At 42.9% G+C, this 18,815-nt stretch carries 16 protein-coding genes; 6 read left to right on the forward strand and 10 right to left on the reverse strand.

What is annotated here, in order from left to right; all coding sequences use genetic code 11:
* Nucleotides 1-105, forward strand: a 105-nt coding sequence (locus tag R7Z47_RS16715; protein ID WP_254661342.1) for a flagellin, incomplete at its 5' end; no start/stop codon positions are given.
* Between the two features lie 116 nt (nt 106-221).
* Nucleotides 222-1,346, forward strand: a complete 1,125-nt coding sequence (locus tag R7Z47_RS16720) for a flagellin (RefSeq protein WP_262606961.1) — start codon at nt 222-224, stop codon at nt 1,344-1,346.
* A 94-nt stretch (nt 1,347-1,440) separates the two neighbouring features.
* On the opposite strand, the gene crr is transcribed toward R7Z47_RS16720, so the two are convergent.
* The 5 genes from crr to cysZ form a co-directional block, all read right to left on the reverse strand.
* The gene (crr, locus tag R7Z47_RS16725; RefSeq protein ID WP_005382041.1) at nt 1,441-1,950 is read right to left on the reverse strand and encodes a PTS glucose transporter subunit IIA; all 510 of its coding nucleotides are present in this window, start codon (nt 1,948-1,950) and stop codon (nt 1,441-1,443) included.
* A 121-nt stretch (nt 1,951-2,071) separates the two neighbouring features.
* A complete protein-coding gene (ptsI, locus tag R7Z47_RS16730) occupies nt 2,072-3,796 on the reverse strand; it encodes a phosphoenolpyruvate-protein phosphotransferase PtsI (protein ID WP_064353697.1) in 1,725 nt (574 codons plus the stop codon).
* Between the two features lie 140 nt (nt 3,797-3,936).
* Entirely contained in the window at nt 3,937-4,194 is a 258-nt protein-coding gene (locus R7Z47_RS16735; RefSeq protein ID WP_005382043.1) for an HPr family phosphocarrier protein, read from the reverse strand.
* A gap of 300 nt (nt 4,195-4,494) precedes the next feature.
* Nucleotides 4,495-5,463, reverse strand: a complete 969-nt coding sequence (cysK, locus tag R7Z47_RS16740; RefSeq protein ID WP_005382045.1) for a cysteine synthase A — start codon at nt 5,461-5,463, stop codon at nt 4,495-4,497.
* A gap of 164 nt (nt 5,464-5,627) precedes the next feature.
* Nucleotides 5,628-6,371: a sulfate transporter CysZ gene (gene cysZ, locus R7Z47_RS16745; RefSeq protein ID WP_031780324.1), complete on the reverse strand. Its 744-nt coding sequence runs from the start codon at nt 6,369-6,371 to the stop codon at nt 5,628-5,630.
* Between the two features lie 251 nt (nt 6,372-6,622).
* Between cysZ and zipA the strand changes: the two genes are divergently transcribed.
* From zipA to R7Z47_RS16760, 3 genes are all read left to right on the forward strand, one after another.
* Nucleotides 6,623-7,579, forward strand: a complete 957-nt coding sequence (zipA, locus tag R7Z47_RS16750) for a cell division protein ZipA (RefSeq protein ID WP_239939077.1) — start codon at nt 6,623-6,625, stop codon at nt 7,577-7,579.
* A 90-nt stretch (nt 7,580-7,669) separates the two neighbouring features.
* A complete protein-coding gene (gene ligA / locus R7Z47_RS16755; RefSeq protein ID WP_017819968.1) occupies nt 7,670-9,682 on the forward strand; it encodes an NAD-dependent DNA ligase LigA in 2,013 nt (670 codons plus the stop codon).
* A gap of 510 nt (nt 9,683-10,192) precedes the next feature.
* Complete coding sequence (locus R7Z47_RS16760) at nt 10,193-11,602, forward strand: OprD family porin (protein ID WP_137281778.1); 1,410 nt, start codon at nt 10,193-10,195, stop codon at nt 11,600-11,602.
* An 840-nt stretch (nt 11,603-12,442) separates the two neighbouring features.
* Here the strand turns inward: R7Z47_RS16760 and R7Z47_RS16765 are convergent.
* From R7Z47_RS16765 to bcsE, 5 genes are all read right to left on the reverse strand, one after another.
* Complete coding sequence (locus R7Z47_RS16765; protein WP_005382058.1) at nt 12,443-12,904, reverse strand: NfeD family protein; 462 nt, start codon at nt 12,902-12,904, stop codon at nt 12,443-12,445.
* Nucleotides 12,905-12,907: 3 nt separating this feature from the next.
* Nucleotides 12,908-13,825 (reverse strand): SPFH domain-containing protein, encoded by a 918-nt coding sequence (locus R7Z47_RS16770; RefSeq protein ID WP_054575231.1) that lies wholly within the window; start codon nt 13,823-13,825, stop codon nt 12,908-12,910.
* Nucleotides 13,826-13,978: 153 nt separating this feature from the next.
* On the reverse strand, nt 13,979-15,604 hold the full coding sequence (gene bcsG, locus R7Z47_RS16775; protein WP_262606962.1) for a cellulose biosynthesis protein BcsG: 1,626 nt from the start codon (nt 15,602-15,604) through the stop codon (nt 13,979-13,981).
* Nucleotides 15,604-15,780, reverse strand: coding sequence for a hypothetical protein (locus R7Z47_RS16780; protein ID WP_262606963.1), 177 nt, complete (start codon nt 15,778-15,780; stop codon nt 15,604-15,606). The genes bcsG and R7Z47_RS16780 overlap by 1 nt, the downstream gene beginning before the upstream one ends.
* Nucleotides 15,777-17,360, reverse strand: coding sequence for a cellulose biosynthesis protein BcsE (bcsE, locus tag R7Z47_RS16785; RefSeq protein WP_262606964.1), 1,584 nt, complete (start codon nt 17,358-17,360; stop codon nt 15,777-15,779). The genes R7Z47_RS16780 and bcsE overlap by 4 nt, the downstream gene beginning before the upstream one ends.
* 674 nt (nt 17,361-18,034) lie before the next feature.
* Here bcsE and bcsQ point away from each other — a divergent pair.
* Entirely contained in the window at nt 18,035-18,814 is a 780-nt protein-coding gene (gene bcsQ, locus R7Z47_RS16790; RefSeq protein ID WP_021484815.1) for a cellulose biosynthesis protein BcsQ, read from the forward strand.
* The last annotated feature ends 1 nt before the right edge of the window (nt 18,815 follow it).

Genomic DNA, 18,815 nt, shown 5'->3' on the forward strand with positions numbered 1-18,815 from the left:
GAAACGACGGCAATGACCAAATCACAAATTCTATCGCAAGCGTCAAGCTCAATCCTTGCGCAAGCGAAACAAGCGCCTAACTCAGCGCTAAGTCTGCTAGGTTAATCAATTTAACAAAGCAAGAAACCAAAGCCAGGCTCATCCCTGGCTTTTTGCTTATTGGCTATAACGATTCAGATGTGTCCTGACATTATGTTCGATAAGGCATTTATATCGATTAGATGATCTCTTTAAATTCCAATGTTTCTGCGATGGTGGCGCAGAGACACCTGAGTCAAGCAGCTGCGCAAAATGTTGAGTCACAACGCAACCTAACTTCGGGGTTTCGAATCAACTCGGCGAGCGATGATGCGGCAGGTTTACAGATATCGAATACTCTCCATGTACAAACGAGAGGGCTTGATGTCGCCTTAAGAAATGCGCACGACGCTTTTTCTGTTGCTCAAACAGCGGAGGGAGCATTGCACGAAAGCAGTGACATATTGCAACGCTTACGCTCTCTGGGGCTTCAAGCAGCAAACGGCAGTTATGACTTAAGTGATCGGCAAAGTATTCAATATGAGGTCGTAGCGCTGCAAGATGAGCTTGATCGTGTCGCGCTCACGACAACATTTGCGGATAAAAACCTGTTTGATGGATCTTACGGTTCACAAAGTTTCCATATTGGCGCGAACGCTAATTCAATCTCTTTGACGTTACGTAACATGCGTAGCCATATCCCAGAGATGGGAGGGCAGCATTATGTTGGTGATGCGGTCGATAAAGATTGGCGAGTCACTAAAGATAACCAAACCCTAAAAGTCGAATACCAAGACAGTAAAGGGCAAACCCAAACGGAATCCATTGGACTCAAATTGGGTGACCGTATAGAACAGGTCGCCACTTACATCAATGCTCAACAATCGATAGTGAATGCTTCAGTAACGGAAAACAACGAACTGCAATTCTTCGCTTCTACGATGAAGGCGCCAGAGGGTGTGGTTCTCGATGGGAGTTTAGCGGATGAGCTTGATGTGAGCGCTGGTCAATTAGTCACAATGGATGACATCGATATGTCGACGGCAGGTAAGGCGCAGCTTTCAGTTGGGGTGATTGATGCAGCAATTAAGTACGTTGATTCGCACCGAAGTGAAATTGGCAGCTTTCAGAACCGTGTAAATGGTTCGGTGGATAACTTAAATACTGTGAATCGGAGTGTTACAGAATCCAAGAGTCGAATAAGAGATACAGACTTCGCAAGAGAATCTACGGAAATGGTGCGTTCTCAAGTGCTCCAAGATGCGACAACTGCGTTATTGGCTCAGGCAAAGCAAAGGCCGAGTTCGGCACTTGGATTACTTAGCTGAGCGGGTTTCAGCGATGCCCATCGCTCAGAAAAAAGTCAGATAATAAAAAACGCTGCCATTGGCAGCGTTTTTTTCGTGTTCGATTAAGTAAAAATTACTTAGTTACACGTAGAACTGGAGTTTCACCAACAGTTACAGAACCAGAAAGCTTGTTTAGCTCTTTGATTTCGTCCATGTTAGAGATAACAACTGGAGTTAGCGTTGACTTCGCTTTCTCTTCTAGAAGAGCTAGATCGAATTCAATTACAGTGTCGCCAGCTTTAACAGTTTGACCTTCTTCAGCGATACGCGTGAAGCCTTCGCCTTTTAGTTCAACTGTGTCGATACCGAAGTGAACGAAAAGCTCAACACCGTCGTCAGACTCGATAGAGAACGCATGGTTAGTTTCGAAGATCTTACCGATAGTACCGTTTACAGGAGCTACCATTTTGTTGCCTGCTGGCTTGATAGCAATACCGTCACCAACGATTTTCTCAGCGAAAACAACATCTGGCACGTCTTCGATGTTTACAATCTCACCAGAAAGTGGCGCGATGATTTCGATAGCACCAGCGTCAGCGCTGTCATCAGATACAAGCTTCTTAAGTTTGTCAAACAGACCCATTGTGTCATGCTCCTAAGGTTTGGTTTTATTCTGTCGAATTATAGTATACCAATATAGCTCATTAGACGACTTTTTTCGCCGTCTAATGGCCATTAAGTATTGAATTACTTGGTACTACCGATTACTGAGCTTTCTCAGCAATAAACTTTTCTACCACGGCTTCGATTTCTTCTGCTGTCGGTAGAGAAAGGGCTTCTTCAGCCATTGCTTTCACTTCTGCGAAGTTAGAGTTACGAACTACTTTCTTCACTTTAGGGATAGAGATACCGCTCATTGAGAACTCGTCCAGACCCATACCTAGAAGTAGAAGTGTTGCACGCTCGTCACCTGCAAGTTCACCACACATACCAGTCCATTTACCTTCTGCGTGAGAAGCGTCGATAACTTGCTTGATCACAGTAAGTACAGCTGGTGATAGTGGGTTGTATAGGTGAGAAATCATCTCGTTACCACGGTCAACCGCTAGCGTGTACTGAGTTAGGTCGTTTGTACCGATAGAGAAGAAAGACACTTCCTTCGCTAAGTGGTGTGCGATCGCAGCAGCAGCAGGAGTTTCAACCATAACACCGATTTCGATGTTTTCGTCGAACGCGTGGCCTTCAGCGCGTAGCTCTTCTTTGTACTCTTCGATCGCTTTCTTAAGCTCACGGATTTCTTCGACAGAGATGATCATTGGGAACATGATACGCAGTTTGCCGTGTGCAGAAGCACGTAGAATGCCACGTAGCTGATCACGAAGGATTTCACGACGATCTAGACTGATACGTACAGCGCGCCAGCCTAGGAATGGGTTCATCTCTTTTGGAAGATCCATGTATGGGAGATCTTTATCGCCGCCGATATCCATAGTACGGATGATCACAGCTTGACCGTTCATTGCTTCCGCAACTTCTTTGTACGCTTGGTACTGTTCTTCTTCAGTTGGTAGCGCAGTACGGTCCATAAATAGGAATTCAGTACGGTACAGACCAACACCTTCACCGCCGTTACGAAGGATACCGTCACAGTCTTTCACTGTACCGATGTTACCGCAAACTTCTACACGGTGACCGTCAGTCGTTTCTGCGTGTAGGTCTTTCAGTTTCGCTAGCTCTTCTTTTTCAGCTAGGAATGCTGCTTTAACCGCTTTCGCTTCTTCTAGCTGAGCTTCTGATGGGTTAACAACAATCTTGTTGTTCATTGCATCAAGAATCAGCATGTCGCCATTCTTAACTTTCTTCGTGATGTCGTTAGTACCAACGATAGCTGGAAGCTCAAGTGAGCGAGCCATGATTGAAGTGTGAGATGTACGACCACCGATGTCACAAGCAAAACCAAGCACGTAGTCTAGGTTAATTTGTGCAGTTTCAGATGGCGTTAGGTCGTAAGCAACAAGAATTACTTCTTCGTTGATATCGCTAAGCGAAACAATGTTGATGCCTAGTGCGTTCTTAACAAAACGAGAACCGATATCGCGGATGTCAGTTGCACGCTCTTTTAAGTATTCGTCGTCTAGAGACTCAAGAGCACATGCTTGCTCTTCGATCACTGAGTGGATAGCGTGATCAGCAGTCATCTTGTCGTTTTTGATAAGTGCTAGGATTTCCTCTTCTAGCTCTTCGTCTTCAAGAAGCATGATGTGACCTTCAAAGATCGCTTCTTTTTCTTCGCCAAACGTTTCAAGCGCTTTTTGCTTGATAGTTTCTAGCTGAGCTGCAGATTTGTTACGAGCGTCAAAGAAACGCTGAACTTCAGCTTCTACTTGATCGTCAGAAATAGTGTTTGTGTTTAGGACAATTTCATCTTCTTGAAGTAGTAGTGCTTTACCGATTGCAATACCAGGAGATGCTAGGATGCCTGAAATCATAGCCTTACCTTAAGTTTGGTCAACTTTATAAAACGGGAGAATAATGGGTGCGCTAACGAATAGTTTTAGCTTAGTTTTGAGCCTATTTCCAACGAAGCCATTTTGCTTTCACAAAATGGCTTCTGGAGTAGGAGACCGGATTAGTGTAGTTGGTCCATTAGAGCAACTAGGTGGTCAACTGCTTGCTGAGCTTGTGGGCCTTCAGCAGAAATAGTAACTTGAGTACCTTTTACTAGGCCTAGTGTTTGTAGTTTGAACAGGCTCTTAGCGCTAGCGCTTTTACCGTTAGAAGTCACAGTGATGTCTGCGTCGAATGCTTTTGCTTCTTTAACAAACTGTGCAGCTGGACGAGTGTGAAGGCCGTTTTCTGCTGTGATTTCTACTTGCTTCTCGTACATGTGATATACCCCAATAAATGTATTTTTTTGTTAGTTTGTGACCAGATTTTAGCTTAACTGCTTTACATCTTGTGCGCTAGCACGGGAAGAGTTCAAAGCGCGTCAGTTCTGATACTAGTCAAAAGTTTGGTAACTACGCAACTGTTTGCGTGCGTAATCACTTTGAAACCTTTTTGTGTTCTGCTTCTTTATTTTGAAGCTAGAAATAAAACACCCTGATATTACCAAAGGTAGGGCAGGGATCAACAAAAAAGCCCCTAAACGGGGCTTTTTTAAACTAAAAATTGATTTGAACACATATTATTGTTGGTTCTCTTTTTCGGTAAAGATACCTGCAAAGAGTGCTGTACTTAGGTAACGCTCACCGGAACTTGGCAAGACAGTTACAATTGTTTTTCCTTCAAATTCAGGTAGTTCCGCAAGTCGGTTCGCTGCAACAACCGCTGCGCCAGATGAGATACCAGCTAGGATACCTTCCTCTTCCATTAGGCGACGAGCCATCTCAATCGCTTCTTCTGAGGTAACTTGCTCAACACGGTCAATAATGTCTAAATCGAGGTTACCAGGGATGAAACCAGCACCGATACCTTGAATTTTGTGTGGGGCAGGCTGGATTTCTTCGCCAGCAAGTGCTTGTGCAATAACCGGAGACTCTGCTGGCTCAACTGCAACAGAAGTGATGGCTTTGCCTTTTTCACCTTTGATGTAACGGCTAGTACCTGTAATAGTACCGCCCGTACCAACACCAGCAACGAATACGTCGATTTCACCGTCTGTCGCTTCCCAAATCTCAGGGCCCGTAGTCTTTTCGTGGATTTCTGGGTTCGCTGGGTTGTCAAATTGTTGAAGAAGTAGGTACTTCTCAGGGTTGCTTGCTACGATTTCTTCTGCTTTAGCAATCGCCCCTTTCATGCCTTTCGCCGCTTCAGTCAGCTCAAGGTTCGCGCCTAGTGCTTTTAGTAGCTTACGGCGTTCTAGGCTCATTGATTCAGGCATGGTCAATGTTAGCTTGTAACCGCGAGCAGCCGCTACGAATGCTAGAGCAACACCAGTGTTACCACTGGTAGGTTCTACAAGCTCTACACCTGGCTTAAGAAGGCCCGCTTTCTCTGCTTCCCAGATCATGTTTGCACCGATACGGCACTTAACACTGAAGCTAGGGTTACGCGCTTCAATTTTTGCGAGAACTTTGCCTTTACTTACTTTGTTTAGACGAACGAGAGGTGTATTACCAATAGTAAGAGAGTTATCTTCGTAGATTTTGCTCATAGTGATGTTCCTTCATTACACGTTGTGTGAATATGGATAGAAGAATATGCGGTATGAAAAAAAGGGAAAAGGATTAAAAAGTTATATCTTATTAGGTTGGCCCAGAACTTGATAAAAGAAAAGGGAAAAGCTGGCGCTGATCCCTTTCCTTCATCTCTAATCGACTATCGTTGGTGCTTAAACTCCGCGACCCACATAGCGGTTGCACCACATATTGCTACAGGCATGACAATGAGGTTCAAAATTGGGATCGTCGTAAACACAGACACCAATACCCCAAAGCCATAGGCCTTACCTTGCTTTTGTTTCAATTTGTAACGCATGTCGTTAAATGGAATTTTATGGTTATCAAACGGGTAGTCACAATATTGAATCGCGAGCATCCAGGCGGTAAAGATAAACCATAAAAATGGGCCTACTGTTTGTCCAAGGGCAGGGATGAGCAATAATAGGAATAGGCCTATTGCTTTAGGTAATATGTAAAGGAGCTTTCTCCACTCACGAGCTAAAACGCGAGGAACATCTTTCAGGACGGCAGTGAAACCATCATCATTTACTTTTTGTCCCGTTAAGTACTCTTCCACTTTTTCAGCCAAGAGGCCATTGAATGGCGCGGCGATAAAGTTCGCGAGCGTGCTGAAAAAATAGGAGAAGGTAGCGAGTATCGTCAGAGCGAGTAAAGGCCAAAGAATGTAAGTTAACCAGGATAAAAACTCAGGCAGCTGCCCAATCCAGTCTTCGATCCATATATTAAGGTTTGAAAATAGATAGAAGATGGCACCACCCACAAGCAAGATATTTGCAAGTAGAGGTAAGATGACAAAGCGTCTGATTTTAGGGGCAAGTGCCAATTGTATCCCGTATAGAAAATAACCGAACCCGGTTCTCTGCTGATTGTTTTGCTTCATGTCTATTTTGGCTTCGTGTAAATGAAAACTCATTGTACCTGTGAGGACTTTTCTTTCAATGCCCTGACAAATGACGTCTTGTTAAGTGGAATCGTGGCAAGAATCACAACAAAAAACGGAACTTCTTGCATTAAGTTGTTCTAAATCTACATATAGTTTTGGTAAAGTAAACGTATCATTCAGATTTATTGCACTTGGGTTGCTGCTCAAGGAACTGCGAGTAGTAAAAACAAGTATATTGAGAGTAAATAATGCAGGAATTGCGATTCGTACTCATTGTTGTTGGCGCATTAGCCATCGCGGCATTACTGTTTCATGGTTTATGGAGCAGTAAAAAAGAAGGCAAAGCAAAGTTTGGTAACAAGCCACTTGGTAAGCTGGATGTTGACCAAGAAGACAAAAATGATCTTGTTGAGAAAGAACGAGACTTCGCTCCCGCTCCTGAAGATGACTTTGAGATCATTCGCAAAGATCGCAAAGAACCAGATTTTGGGATGGCGAGCTCTTTCGACAACAAGTTTGAATCTGACCCGTTATTCGGTGGTCCATCTGAAGTCAAACAGACGCAGCAGGAGCCGGATGACATCCCTTCATTTGTTGCAGAAAAAGATAAAGAAGAGGACGTTGAGCCTGTTGTTCAAGCAACAGTAGCTGAAGAGCCATTCCAGCCTGCTGTGGAAGAAGACGTTATTCCCGCCGCGTTTGATGTTACGGAGAAAGAACAGCAAGTCGAAACGGTTAGTGAGCCTGTCGTTGCAGAGCCTAAGGAAGAGCCAAAGCCAGAACCTGAAATGCAAGTGATTGTATTGAATGTGCACTGTGCTGGTGAAGAGCCATTTGTTGGTACTGCTTTATTTGAAAGTATGCAACAAAACGGTCTAATTTATGGCGAGATGGATATTTTCCATCGTCATGTTGACTTGTCCGGTAACGGCAAAGTGCTGTTTAGCGTCGCTAATATGATGCACCCTGGTACGTTTGAGCATGCTGATCCTGCTGAGTTTACAACGAAGGGTATTTCATTCTTCATGACATTGCCTTGTTATGGCGAGGCTGAACAGAACTTCAACTTAATGCTCCGAACTGCGCAGCAAATTGCTGATGACTTAGGTGGTAACGTACTTGATGACCAGCGCAACTTAATGACGCCAGATCGTTTAGCATCTTATCGACGTCAAATAGTTGAGTTTAATGCCGCTAACGCATAATCTTAACAGCAAATAATAATAGGGCTCCGGATGGAGCCCTTTTTCTTGGATTTCCCAACCTCACCGATTGAAAATACACGGGGCTTTACTATGTCTGAATCAGTACTTCAGCGACTAGAAGAACTAAAAGAGTCGTTGCATTACCACGCTGTGCGTTACTACGTGGAAGATAACCCAGAGATCCCTGATGCCGAGTACGACCGTTTAATGCGAGAGTTACTGGATATTGAAGCTGAGAACCCTGACTTAATAACCGTAGACTCGCCAAGCCAACGTGTCGGTGGACAACCTCTCTCTGCGTTTAGCCAAGTGACACATGAAGTACCGATGCTTTCGCTTGATAACGCGTTTGATGATAGTGAACTTGATAGTTTCCACAAGCGCGCACAAGAGCGCGTGGGCAGCCAGAGTGTGAAAGAATACTGTTGTGAGCCTAAATTGGATGGACTCGCCGTAAGTTTGTTATATGAGAATGGCGTATTAGTTCAGGCGGCCACTCGAGGCGATGGTACTACGGGTGAAAACATCACAGAGAATGTGCGTACGATTAAAGCCATTCCTTTAAAACTCAGAGGTAATGACTGGCCAAATCGTCTTGAAGTTCGTGGTGAAGTCTTTATGCCGAAAGCTGGGTTTGAAAAGCTCAATGAATTAGCAAGGAAGAAAGGCGAGAAAATCTTTGTTAATCCACGTAACGCTGCGGCAGGTAGCTTGCGACAATTGGATTCACGTATTACAGCTTCTCGTCCGCTTAGCTTCTATGCATACAGTGTAGGCGTGGTGCAAGGCGCAGAATTGGCAGCAAGTCATTACGAACGCTTTTTGCAAATCAAATCTTGGGGACTGCCAATGTGTCCGGAAACTAAGCGAGTTGAAAGCTTGGCGGATGTAAAAGCTTACTACCAAGATATATTGCAGCGTCGTGATGCCCTCCCTTATGAGATCGATGGTGTCGTTATTAAAATTGACGATATTGCCGTGCAAGAGCGTCTGGGGTTTGTTGCTCGCGCTCCACGTTGGGCGATTGCCTACAAATTCCCAGCACAGGAAGAAATGACGACACTGAATGAAGTGGAGTTCCAAGTCGGTCGCACTGGTGCGATTACACCTGTTGCTAAACTAGAGCCTGTATTTGTTGGCGGGGTAACGGTAAGTAATGCGACGCTTCATAACGCAGATGAGATAGAACGTCTGCAGGTCAAGATTGGTGATCACGTTGTGATCCGCCGTGCTGGCGATGTTATTCCCCAAGTCGTATCTGTCATCAAAGAGCGTCGACCAGAAACAGCTCGAGATATTGTTTTCCCAACTCAGTGTCCTGTTTGTGGTTCGCATGTTGAGCGGATCGAAGGAGAAGCGGTAACACGTTGTATGGGGGGCTTAGTTTGCCAAGCCCAACGCAAACAAGCGCTAAAACACTTTGTTTCTCGTAAAGCGTTAGACGTTGACGGTTTAGGCGATAAAGTGATCGAGCAGCTTGTTGATCGTGAGATGGTGAAAACTCCTGCTGACTTATTTAAGTTATCAGCGGGGATTTTAACCGTACTAGATCGCATGGGGCCAAAGTCTGCGCAGAATATTGTGAATGCGTTAGAAAAATCCAAAGAGACAACGTTACCTCGGTTTTTGTATTCACTGGGGATCCGTGAAGTTGGCGAGGCAACCGCAGCAAACTTAGCAATGCACTTTAAAACGTTGGGAGCGATCCAAAATGCTACCGAAGAGCAGTTGATTGAAGTGCAAGACATCGGTGCTGTGGTTGCTCAACATATTACGACTTTCTTTAGTGAAGAACAGAACCAAGCGGTGGTTAAAGATTTGCTTGAACAAGGAATTCATTGGCCAGAGATTAATACTACTGAGCAGGTGGGGGAATTACCATTAGAAGGTAAAACAGTAGTATTAACGGGAACACTTTCTCAACTGGGGCGTACAGAAGCCAAAGAAGCCCTCCAAGCACTGGGGGCTAAAGTGACGGGTAGTGTTTCTAAGAAAACCGATATTTTGTTTGCTGGTGAAAATGCAGGTTCGAAGCTCGCAAAGGCACAAGAACTGGGTATCGAAATTAAAACAGAACAAGACTTACTCGAACTGATGAATTAAGTCTTCTCAAAAAAGCTAAAAAATAACTAAAAGCCCCGTATGGTAAGCATGCGGGGCTTTTTCTTGTTCATAATTAAGTGTTTTTTTATTGAGTAATTGATGCCTTTGTTCTTTTCAGTGATCAAGATCGAACCTTGGGTTATTGGTTTTTTTGGCTTTTTTAGTCTGCGAGTGACTTCAAGTTGATACTTTTAAGTTCAAATTAAGTGTTTGATTTTAAATAATAATTTATTGTGTTGTGTTGATGTTGTTAAAAATAAGATCTGGATCAATAAGTTATATGGAACTTTGGAGTGGCTCATATTTTTTTAGAAAAAAAATAAGTTCCATTTGGATGTTTTTAGCTGCGAAGTTAGTCTTAATCACGTGGATACACGGTGTGTATGCAGGAACTAAAAAAAGCCAAATTAGAAATAATGAGGTTTGATCAGGAATTTACTTCTCTCCTTCGGCGGCCAACTAAAGGTGAGATAGAAAAATACAGCTATATCCATTTTTAGGAGTTTTTCCATGGACAAATTTTTTAAGGTTTCAGCGTTAACCGCAGCAATGTTTGGTGTTGTTGCTGTCGCTCCAGCTACAGCGTCTACTGAAAGTGCAGCAGGTGGCGAGTACGTAGAGAAAGTGAACGAATTTATGCAAGACTCAAGTCTGAATGCATTATTCATAGTTGATACTCGTTCACGAACTCGTACAACAGGTAAGCCCGGCGGTGAAAATGGTGACCGTTGGAGTCGTCTAAACTACTCTTCTTACAACGCAATTTTAGACTTCACTTCTGGCTACCACGATGGTTGGGTGGGCGCAGATGTTGCGGCTTACTACTCTGGCGATCTTTACAACGATAGTCTTTACAATTCAAACGAAGGCTACCTATGTAACGAAATCTCAACTTGTAACAACCTAGACTGGGGTGCAGGTGATGGTCAGCAGCTTAAAGTTTACAAAGCAGCGCTGAAATTCAAAGCAAACGAAAACTTTAATGCTCGTTTCGGTATGTTACAGGCTGGTGGTAACGGTACAATCGGTAACGTTTGGAGCTTTGTACCTGGTACTTACCGTGGTTTCGAACTGAACGCTAAACTTGGTGATTTCAACCTAAGCTACTTTGGCGCAGACCAATTTACAGCACCTTGGCTGCTTCACGAAGATGATTACGCACCAGCGCTTTGGTCTGACACGTCATGGAGCTACCTACACTCTCTAGGCCTAAACGGTAACCTAACTGACAGCTTGTTTATGCAACTTGGTTTGGGTCAAGCTACTGGCGTTAAATATGCAAATGGTGTTGACTGGGGGGCAGGTCAAGTAACTAGCTACCACAACGAAACTGACAACACTTCTTACAAGGCTTACTTGAAGTACACTGTTAGTGACCGTACAACTCTAGCATTTGATTTCTACGGTGTTGACGATGATGTGAAATACGATGGTCTAGGTTTCCACACTGGTCTATCTTTGAATCAATCTTTCGGTAAGCTAGCTTGGATGTCTGAGTTGCGCTACACAGACACAGATAACCGTGCGGACTTCGTTCCTCGTACTATTCATACATATGGTATGAACAATGGTACTTGGTCTCAGTGGTGGGATGCGCTATCTGACTGGAACAAAGCGGGTGAGCTAGCATGGTACAACCGTCTATCTTACAACCAAGGTAACGGCTGGAACTACTACCTAGGCTTTGGTTACGGTACTGGCGCTGACTCTGCAGCAAGCGGAGCATCAGGTGACTGGGATTACGAAAGCGAATACGCAGTTAACGCAACAGTATCTTACTCACTACAAAGTGGCGCGCTTAAAGGTTCTACCATTCGTTTACACGGTACAATCCTAGAACGTGATGAGTACGCAGGTGCTGGCGATGCGGATGAAACAGACTTACGTCTACAAGTTCTTATCCCTTACAGCTTCCACTAATACTTAATTAGATAATAAAAGGAGCCGCTAGGCTCCTTTTCTATTTCACTTCTCGGCCGTCGTATATTTTGCAATATAACGGTGGCAACATATGTACATTACCGTTTGGCAACTCACACTTTATCTCTGGGCCTAACGTACGACCACCGGATGCACCATTAGCATGAGTGGTTAACGGAATTATGGCAAAAGATATTACTAATAGACCAGATAAAAATCTCATAATAATCACCTTAATGTAAACTTTAAATATCTACGTGCTTGTATAAACCGTGACTACGCAGAAAGGCAAGGTTGAATAGGGCTCTTATATCAAACTAAGCTCTTACTTCTTTACTATTCCCATTCCCCACCTCTAAATCGACACATTTCACTTGGAATATTCGTAACGTCGCCACTTGGCATCTTACATTCGACTATAGGTCCCAAATTAGTTGTACCGCCGTTTCCGTTGTTGTAGGCAAAGGAAGAAAAAGAAAAAATACCGCACAATATTAAAAAGAGAAGCTTATTCATAGTACATCCTCTTACTTACCAAATAAAAAGCACTCAACTTAAATGCTTATGCGTTAAGTATGTATCCGAGGATAAAAAGATCAAAAAATAATTCAATAAAGTTTTATTTTTTAAAATAAATTTAGATCGATAATTTACCTTGATATATTTCTATCTTATTGATTGTCGTGTGTTGAATAATTAAATAATAGGAAATGGGAGGTAGGGTATTAATAATATTACTAATACTTATTTTTTTCTCGATTTTAATTAAGGTAATGAAATGAAAGCAGTTGTTTAGATTAAAGTAATGGAGCATGATTTGCCCCATTACTTTGGCATAAATTAATTAGAATCAGGCTCAATGATTAAAATAATACCCTCCACATCGGTGATTCTTACGCGGGTACCGGCTGGAAGTGCTTGATCCGATTGTGCGGACCATGTGGTATCGGCTACCTTGATGCGATTGAGTCCGACGGAAAAGTCTTCTTCAAGGATAAGAGTACGCCCAATTAACTGCTTGTACTTTTGGTTCAGATCTCTTTCTTGGTCTTCTTGCTTGTCTTTAGACCATTGTCGTCGCCACCAAAGCCAGGTGGTGATTAAGCTGAAGCTTGCAAAGCAAAGCCATTGCAATTGCCAGCTCATTGGCAAAACGGTCATGATTGCTCCAACGATAAGTGCAGACATCCCGAGCCAGAGAAAATACCCTGCGGTACCAAGGAGCTCAACTGCTAAAAGAGCAAAGCCAAACGCTAGCCAATGCCAGAAAGAGATACCTTCCAACAAACTAAAAAAGTCCATAAATTAATCTTTATCTTGTTGTTTAAACATCTCTGCTATCCCTGCAACCGAGCCCATTAGTCCGGTTGCCTCTAATGGAAGCATAATGATTTTACCATTTTCGGCTTGACCAATGCTCTTGATCGCTTCGGTATAACCCTGTGCAATGAAGTAATTGACGGCTTGCATGTCACCTTTTGCAATGGCTTCGGAAACCATGTAAGTCGCTTTTGCTTCTGCTTGCGCGGCACGCTCACGTGCTTCTGCATGGAGAATAGCAGACTGCTTTTCGCCTTCAGCTTTTAATATCTCTGATTGTTTATGACCTTCGGCCTTTAATATCTCAGCTTGGCGAACCCCTTCTGCTTCAAGAATTTCCGCACGCTTATTACGCTCGGCTTTCATTTGCGCATTCATTGCAGCGGTCAGATCGGCTGGTGGCTGGACATCTTTAATCTCAATTCGTGTGACTTTTACGCCCCAAGGGTTTGTTGCTTGGTCAACAATCGCCAACAGCTTGGAGTTGATCATGTCGCGTTGGCTCAGCATTTCGTCCAACTCCATTGAGCCTAAAACGGTACGAATGTTGGTAAGGGTCAAGTTTCTAATAGCGTGTTCTAAGTCGTTGACTTCATAAGCCGCTTTTGCAGCATCGATCACTTGAACAAATCCGACAGCGTCAATAACCACGTTAGCGTTATCTTTTGAAATGACCTCTTGCGCAGGAATATCGAGAACGCGCTCCATCATATTTACTTTTTGACCAACTTTATCAACGAATGGAATGATCAAGTTTAAACCCGGCTTTAATGTGTGGGTGTAGCGTCCGAAGCGTTCAACTGTCCAGTTGTTTCCTTGCGGAACCGTTTTAATGGCTGAAGATAAGATAACGACAGCAAGAACGACGAAAATACCGATGGTGATCAGTGAATCAATTGGCATGAGTTATTCCCTTAAGTGCATAATGTTCGATCCATTTTTACCTATTTATAGACAATAGACAATTGAAGTTCTGAGACCTTTGAGAGGTTATTGGTTTTTTATATGACAAAGGCCGGAAACACCGGCCTTTGTCATTGCATGGTTTTATTCTCGCTATTTCGCGGGGTATTCAATCCAACTTGAACCATCAAGAGAAACATAATACTTCCCTTGTACTTCAATCACAGTAGAGCCTGAGTTCTGCGCGACAATTCGTGTTTCTGGTAGGTTCTCTGTCAATATTGAAGGGCTAAACGTCTTACTTTGATAAATGTTTTTATCCAGGATATTCGAAACGAGCTGCGACAATGCCAGATAGCTAGATGGCTCGCTTACGTGTTCGGTGTCGCCCTGACGCTGAATTCCTTCTCCGAAGATTTTAATTCCTACCGGTGTATGAATGATTGTCGGTGCAGGAATTTCTCGCATACCTGAAATTTGCATGCGGTCTCCTCGCATACCACCACCATGTTCTGGTACCAAAGCGACAACGATGTTGCGTTTTGAGGACTCTAAGGTTTTAAAGAACGCGTGGAGGTCATCAAGCAAATTCTTAAGGCGCATTTTGTAGCTAGCAATAGATGTGCTTGAGTTCGCATTGATGATCCTGTTGCCATCATGTAGTGAAATTGAGTTGTAGAGTGCCACGACTTTGTCGTCACTACTGTTAAGTCTTTGCTGCCACCAGTTATCCAATACTTGCTTATCGCGGAAGATCGAAGAGCCATCAAAAGATTTTTGGTAAGGAGTTAAGCCTTCTTGAGACATAAGAGCCCCTTGTAAGTCGCCGTCTTTTTTGATCAATTCAAGGAAGCTATCAAAGACACCATTGTGGTTCATCAGTAAATTTTCTGTGAAGCCTAGTTCTTTCAAACTTTCGAACAAGTAGCACTGCTTTGATGGTGCTGGCTGGAACAGTTGACTGTGTTCTTGTTGACCACAATTGGCTCGTAGCAGACGAATGACAGCAGGCCCACTGTATGACGTAGCGGAGCTAAAATTGTCGAACATGATGTCAAACTCTTTGAACAGAGGATGATCAGCCAGTCCTGCAATTTCGATGTCATCCCACGCGACCGAACAAATACTCAAGAACAGCAAATCAAAAGGAGCATCCATTGCGCTGTTGGTATCGAATGTCACATGTCGGGAAGCTTCTTTAGAAAAGAAATCTGCAGTTAACGTGTTGAGACTGGCATCATTAATTTCCGTTATTTGAGGTTGTTTGCTAGCAGTAACCTCGGTTGTTGGCTGTTGTTGGGCTACTTCTGCAGCCACTGTTGTCTGAGGTTCAGTCGTCATAGGAATACTTATATAGACCATCGCAATAACCACAAAGACTGAAACCCTAACAAACTTGCTCAAAATAAAGTACGCACCACACAAAGCGAGCAATCCGAGTATTGCTTGGAATGATAAAAATCGTCCCAAAAGCTCGACCAGATAACTCAATTCAAACTGCATTAACTGTCCCGCTTGAGCCCAAAGACGGTCTAGAGGAGGGAGATAAGAATCGTAATGCAAGAGCCACGCTGCGGCGACAAATGAAACGATATGGCGCACCGCATTTAGGCTTTTCATCGAGATAGGAAGCAGGATGAAGATCAACAGCGCAAAGTTTTCCATTGGATGGAAATCGATGATTCCTTGAAAATAGAGCGCTGTTTTTGCGATAAAGTAAATGTTCCACCAGCCCAATCCTATAGTGAGGGGGGTAGAGTCATGAGAATGCGATGTCATTACTTAAGCTTCTTGGTGTTAGTGGCTGATGTATCTAGCTCAAAATAGCGCGAGCGTTTTAAGTGTTTGTGGTAAAAGCGTCGGGTAGCGTTTACTAGGTCACGTAGAAAGTATCCTAGGAGTAGGCCAACACCTGAACTGATACACACGGTCAGTAAAAAATCGTTAATATTCATGAACGTTCCTTGAGCTCAATGGTTTTTTTCACAGCAAACAAAGGAGGAACATCAACCATAGAATTAATGGCGTTATGGAATATTTTCCTCTCTGTCGCCAGAGCTGAAACGTCGTCGGATATGACGGCTTCATCTTGAACGATGAATTTTAACTCTGTTTCGATATCTAATTGAGTATCAAACGTGTGAGTTGAGTGAAATAAGTCTCTCACTGGGAACTCAAATATATTGTTGAGTGCAATGTCAATATCGCTATGTCGAATAGCACTGAACAAGACATATAGAGCTTTGTTGCAGGCTGTCACAACGTCGCCATCTCTTCGAATATGGCAAAGACGTAAACATTCCTCTGCCGTCATACCTGGTAATAAGTTCAGCTTGATAAGCGCAAAGTTCACATTTGAGTGTGTTGAGTGGGAAATGACATCAATACAGTATTGGCTAAAGTCCTGGTTTTGTAAGTAGCCTTTGCTACCAAACTTAAGGTCATACTTTAAGAGCGCCTCTAAACTGTCAGGAGTTGGGCGTGTAAGCATCTGGCCTTGAATTGCTTCAACCTGAGTCATAAAGCGCATTGGGGGGATTTGCGCGTGAGAAATGAAGTTTGCCCCCGAGCGAAGTAAGAACTTTTCATCTGCATATCTCAAACATTGTTGGGTCTCCCTGACAATAATCTTTAGCTGACGGCCATACGCGGACCTTAAACGGTAGCAATCTAACGCGATCTGTTGAACTTCGCTTTGGTTATCACAGCTGAAAACAATAGTTGAAGAGCGAGGGTTGTTTAACATCGCTATGAGCTCTTGATTACTCTCAGCCATACTCATCCCTTTTGGGGCTTTCTCGCTTTCTCTGAAGGCTCCTCTGCTGATATATATTCTATCACTATCCGATTTGTCTTCCTGTATGGCACGAGGCTGATGGGTTTCGTAAGACGTTGCTTTTAGCTTCTTATCTTTAGTGTTAGAGAGAAGGTATTCGTCTTGGGAAATTACACCGTGTTTATTGGACCAAAAATCCACAAGATAGCAGTAGCGAGCATCATCAAATGATGTCATGGTCGCCAAACCGGCGATGTATCTATTATGAGAAATAAGAATGGGCTTTAATAGTGAAGTCGTCAGATGCCCATATATACAAACACTAATAGTGAGTTTTTTATTACTTGCTAGTTCATTTAAGTTTCGTAGGAAAACACTTACAAAATAATCATCACTTGATGATAGTAGTGAATCTGGAACTACTAATATATATGTGGAGAGTTTCTTTATATTTGTTTGGCGAATGTCTTTCACAAGATTTATAGCGTTCGGCGCTTTATTTGTGAATTTGTTGCTAAGAAAGAAACACTGTTCAATATGGAGTGTGGATAACTCATTGAATTTGCATAAGGCTTCATCATTCAATGCAGACAAAAAAGTTTCCTTGTCTGTAAAGCTTGTAAGTGAAGTGTTGTTATTTTCTGGTAGCGTACTGAACAAATAATCAATGACCATTTGCTTATGTGTAAACAAGTTTACATAAACAGAACTTATCTCTTTTTCAGAAGTAATAGCGGATAACCCGGAGATTGCTGACATCAAAAGGCCTTATATTCAATAGTTTACTGTCGTTGTGCGTTGTGGCTTACAATCCGCTGTATGCTAATCGTTACAATGTTAACTTTTCTTGGCGACAAGAAAATGACGCCAAGATATTAAACGAAATTGATCAAAAATTAAAATAGTTATAGCATTGCTTCATATGATGTTTATAAGTTTAAATTCAATAATTTTCAAGCCTATGATTTTGCTGTAAATTATTTATTTCACTTATATGTCGTAAATGGATAATTACAATTCACCTTCATAACCCCTGTTTCTGAAGTCAAACATCATTTAGGGATTTATTAATTATGTGAACTAATAAACAGCCCTGTTCACATTCATTAGCATTCTGTAAATATGAGACGCATAGTGCGATGCGTCAATTTTTTAACAATGGAATTTATACTGCAAAGAGTAATTGGCGGGATTGCCATTACCGCAGTTTAAACACCGTTATATTGTGAAAAAAATGTTGTGACTGAGTCTGCAAAAGATATTAATTCGATCTACTCTTCTTATAACTTAACTCAACATAAGTATATTGAAACAACAGAAAACGAGTCTTACGTGCAAGCTAAAAATAAGTGGTTGGTCTTTCAAGCCAACGGTGCTCGTAATGCTCTGTTTCAAGTGCGTATTAAGCAGACAGGTTTAGAGACTGAAGCGATATGAAACGCCTTCTTTTTGTTAGTTTAAAAGGTGGTTGTGGCTCAACGACCGTCGCTGCGAACTTGGCACAAGCATTAGTTAAGATAAACAAACAGGTACTGGCCATTGAGGTGGTGCCTAACAGTTTACTGCAAACTCATCTTGGCTTGCCGCAGGAAGAGAAAGATGGCTGGGCGAAACAACTTCTTTCAGATAAACCTTGGACCCAGGCTGGTTATGAAAGCCCACAAGGTGCACTTTTTTTACCGTTTGGCCATCTGAATTCTGAGCAGTTAAAAGCGTTTTTTAACGAGCGTTCTCACTACCTGTCAATGCTAGGTGAAATGACGTTGCAAGTGAGCGAAAACCGTGGTGAGCAGTGGCTGCTTTTTCACGCCGACTTAGCAGAGCTTACTGATCCTGAAGTGCGATCTTTTGTCGACTCAATGGATATGATTGTGGTGGTGGTAACGGCAGACGCCCTGAGTTATCTCACTCTTCAATCTTGGCTACAACATGAAGAGCTATCGAGATTGCTTCGCTCTGACAAATTACGTTTTTTGGTGAATAAGTATCAGCCAGAAACCGAAATTGGTCGTGATTTCATGTTGGTGCTGAAAAAGGAACTTAGCGAATCCTTGATTCCTGTTTCGATTCATCGAGATACGGCATTGCTTGAATGTGTGGCAAACCTGACGACCGTTCAACACTATTCGCCATCGAGCCAAGCCGCAAAAGATTTTCAGTCTTTTGCTTTTTGGTGTGTATCAGCGCTATCAAGCGCTCAGGACCAAAGCTAAT

Source organism: Vibrio sp. 1641 (assembly GCF_033339995.1).
Taxonomy (GTDB): Bacteria; Pseudomonadota; Gammaproteobacteria; order Enterobacterales; family Vibrionaceae; genus Vibrio; species Vibrio alginolyticus.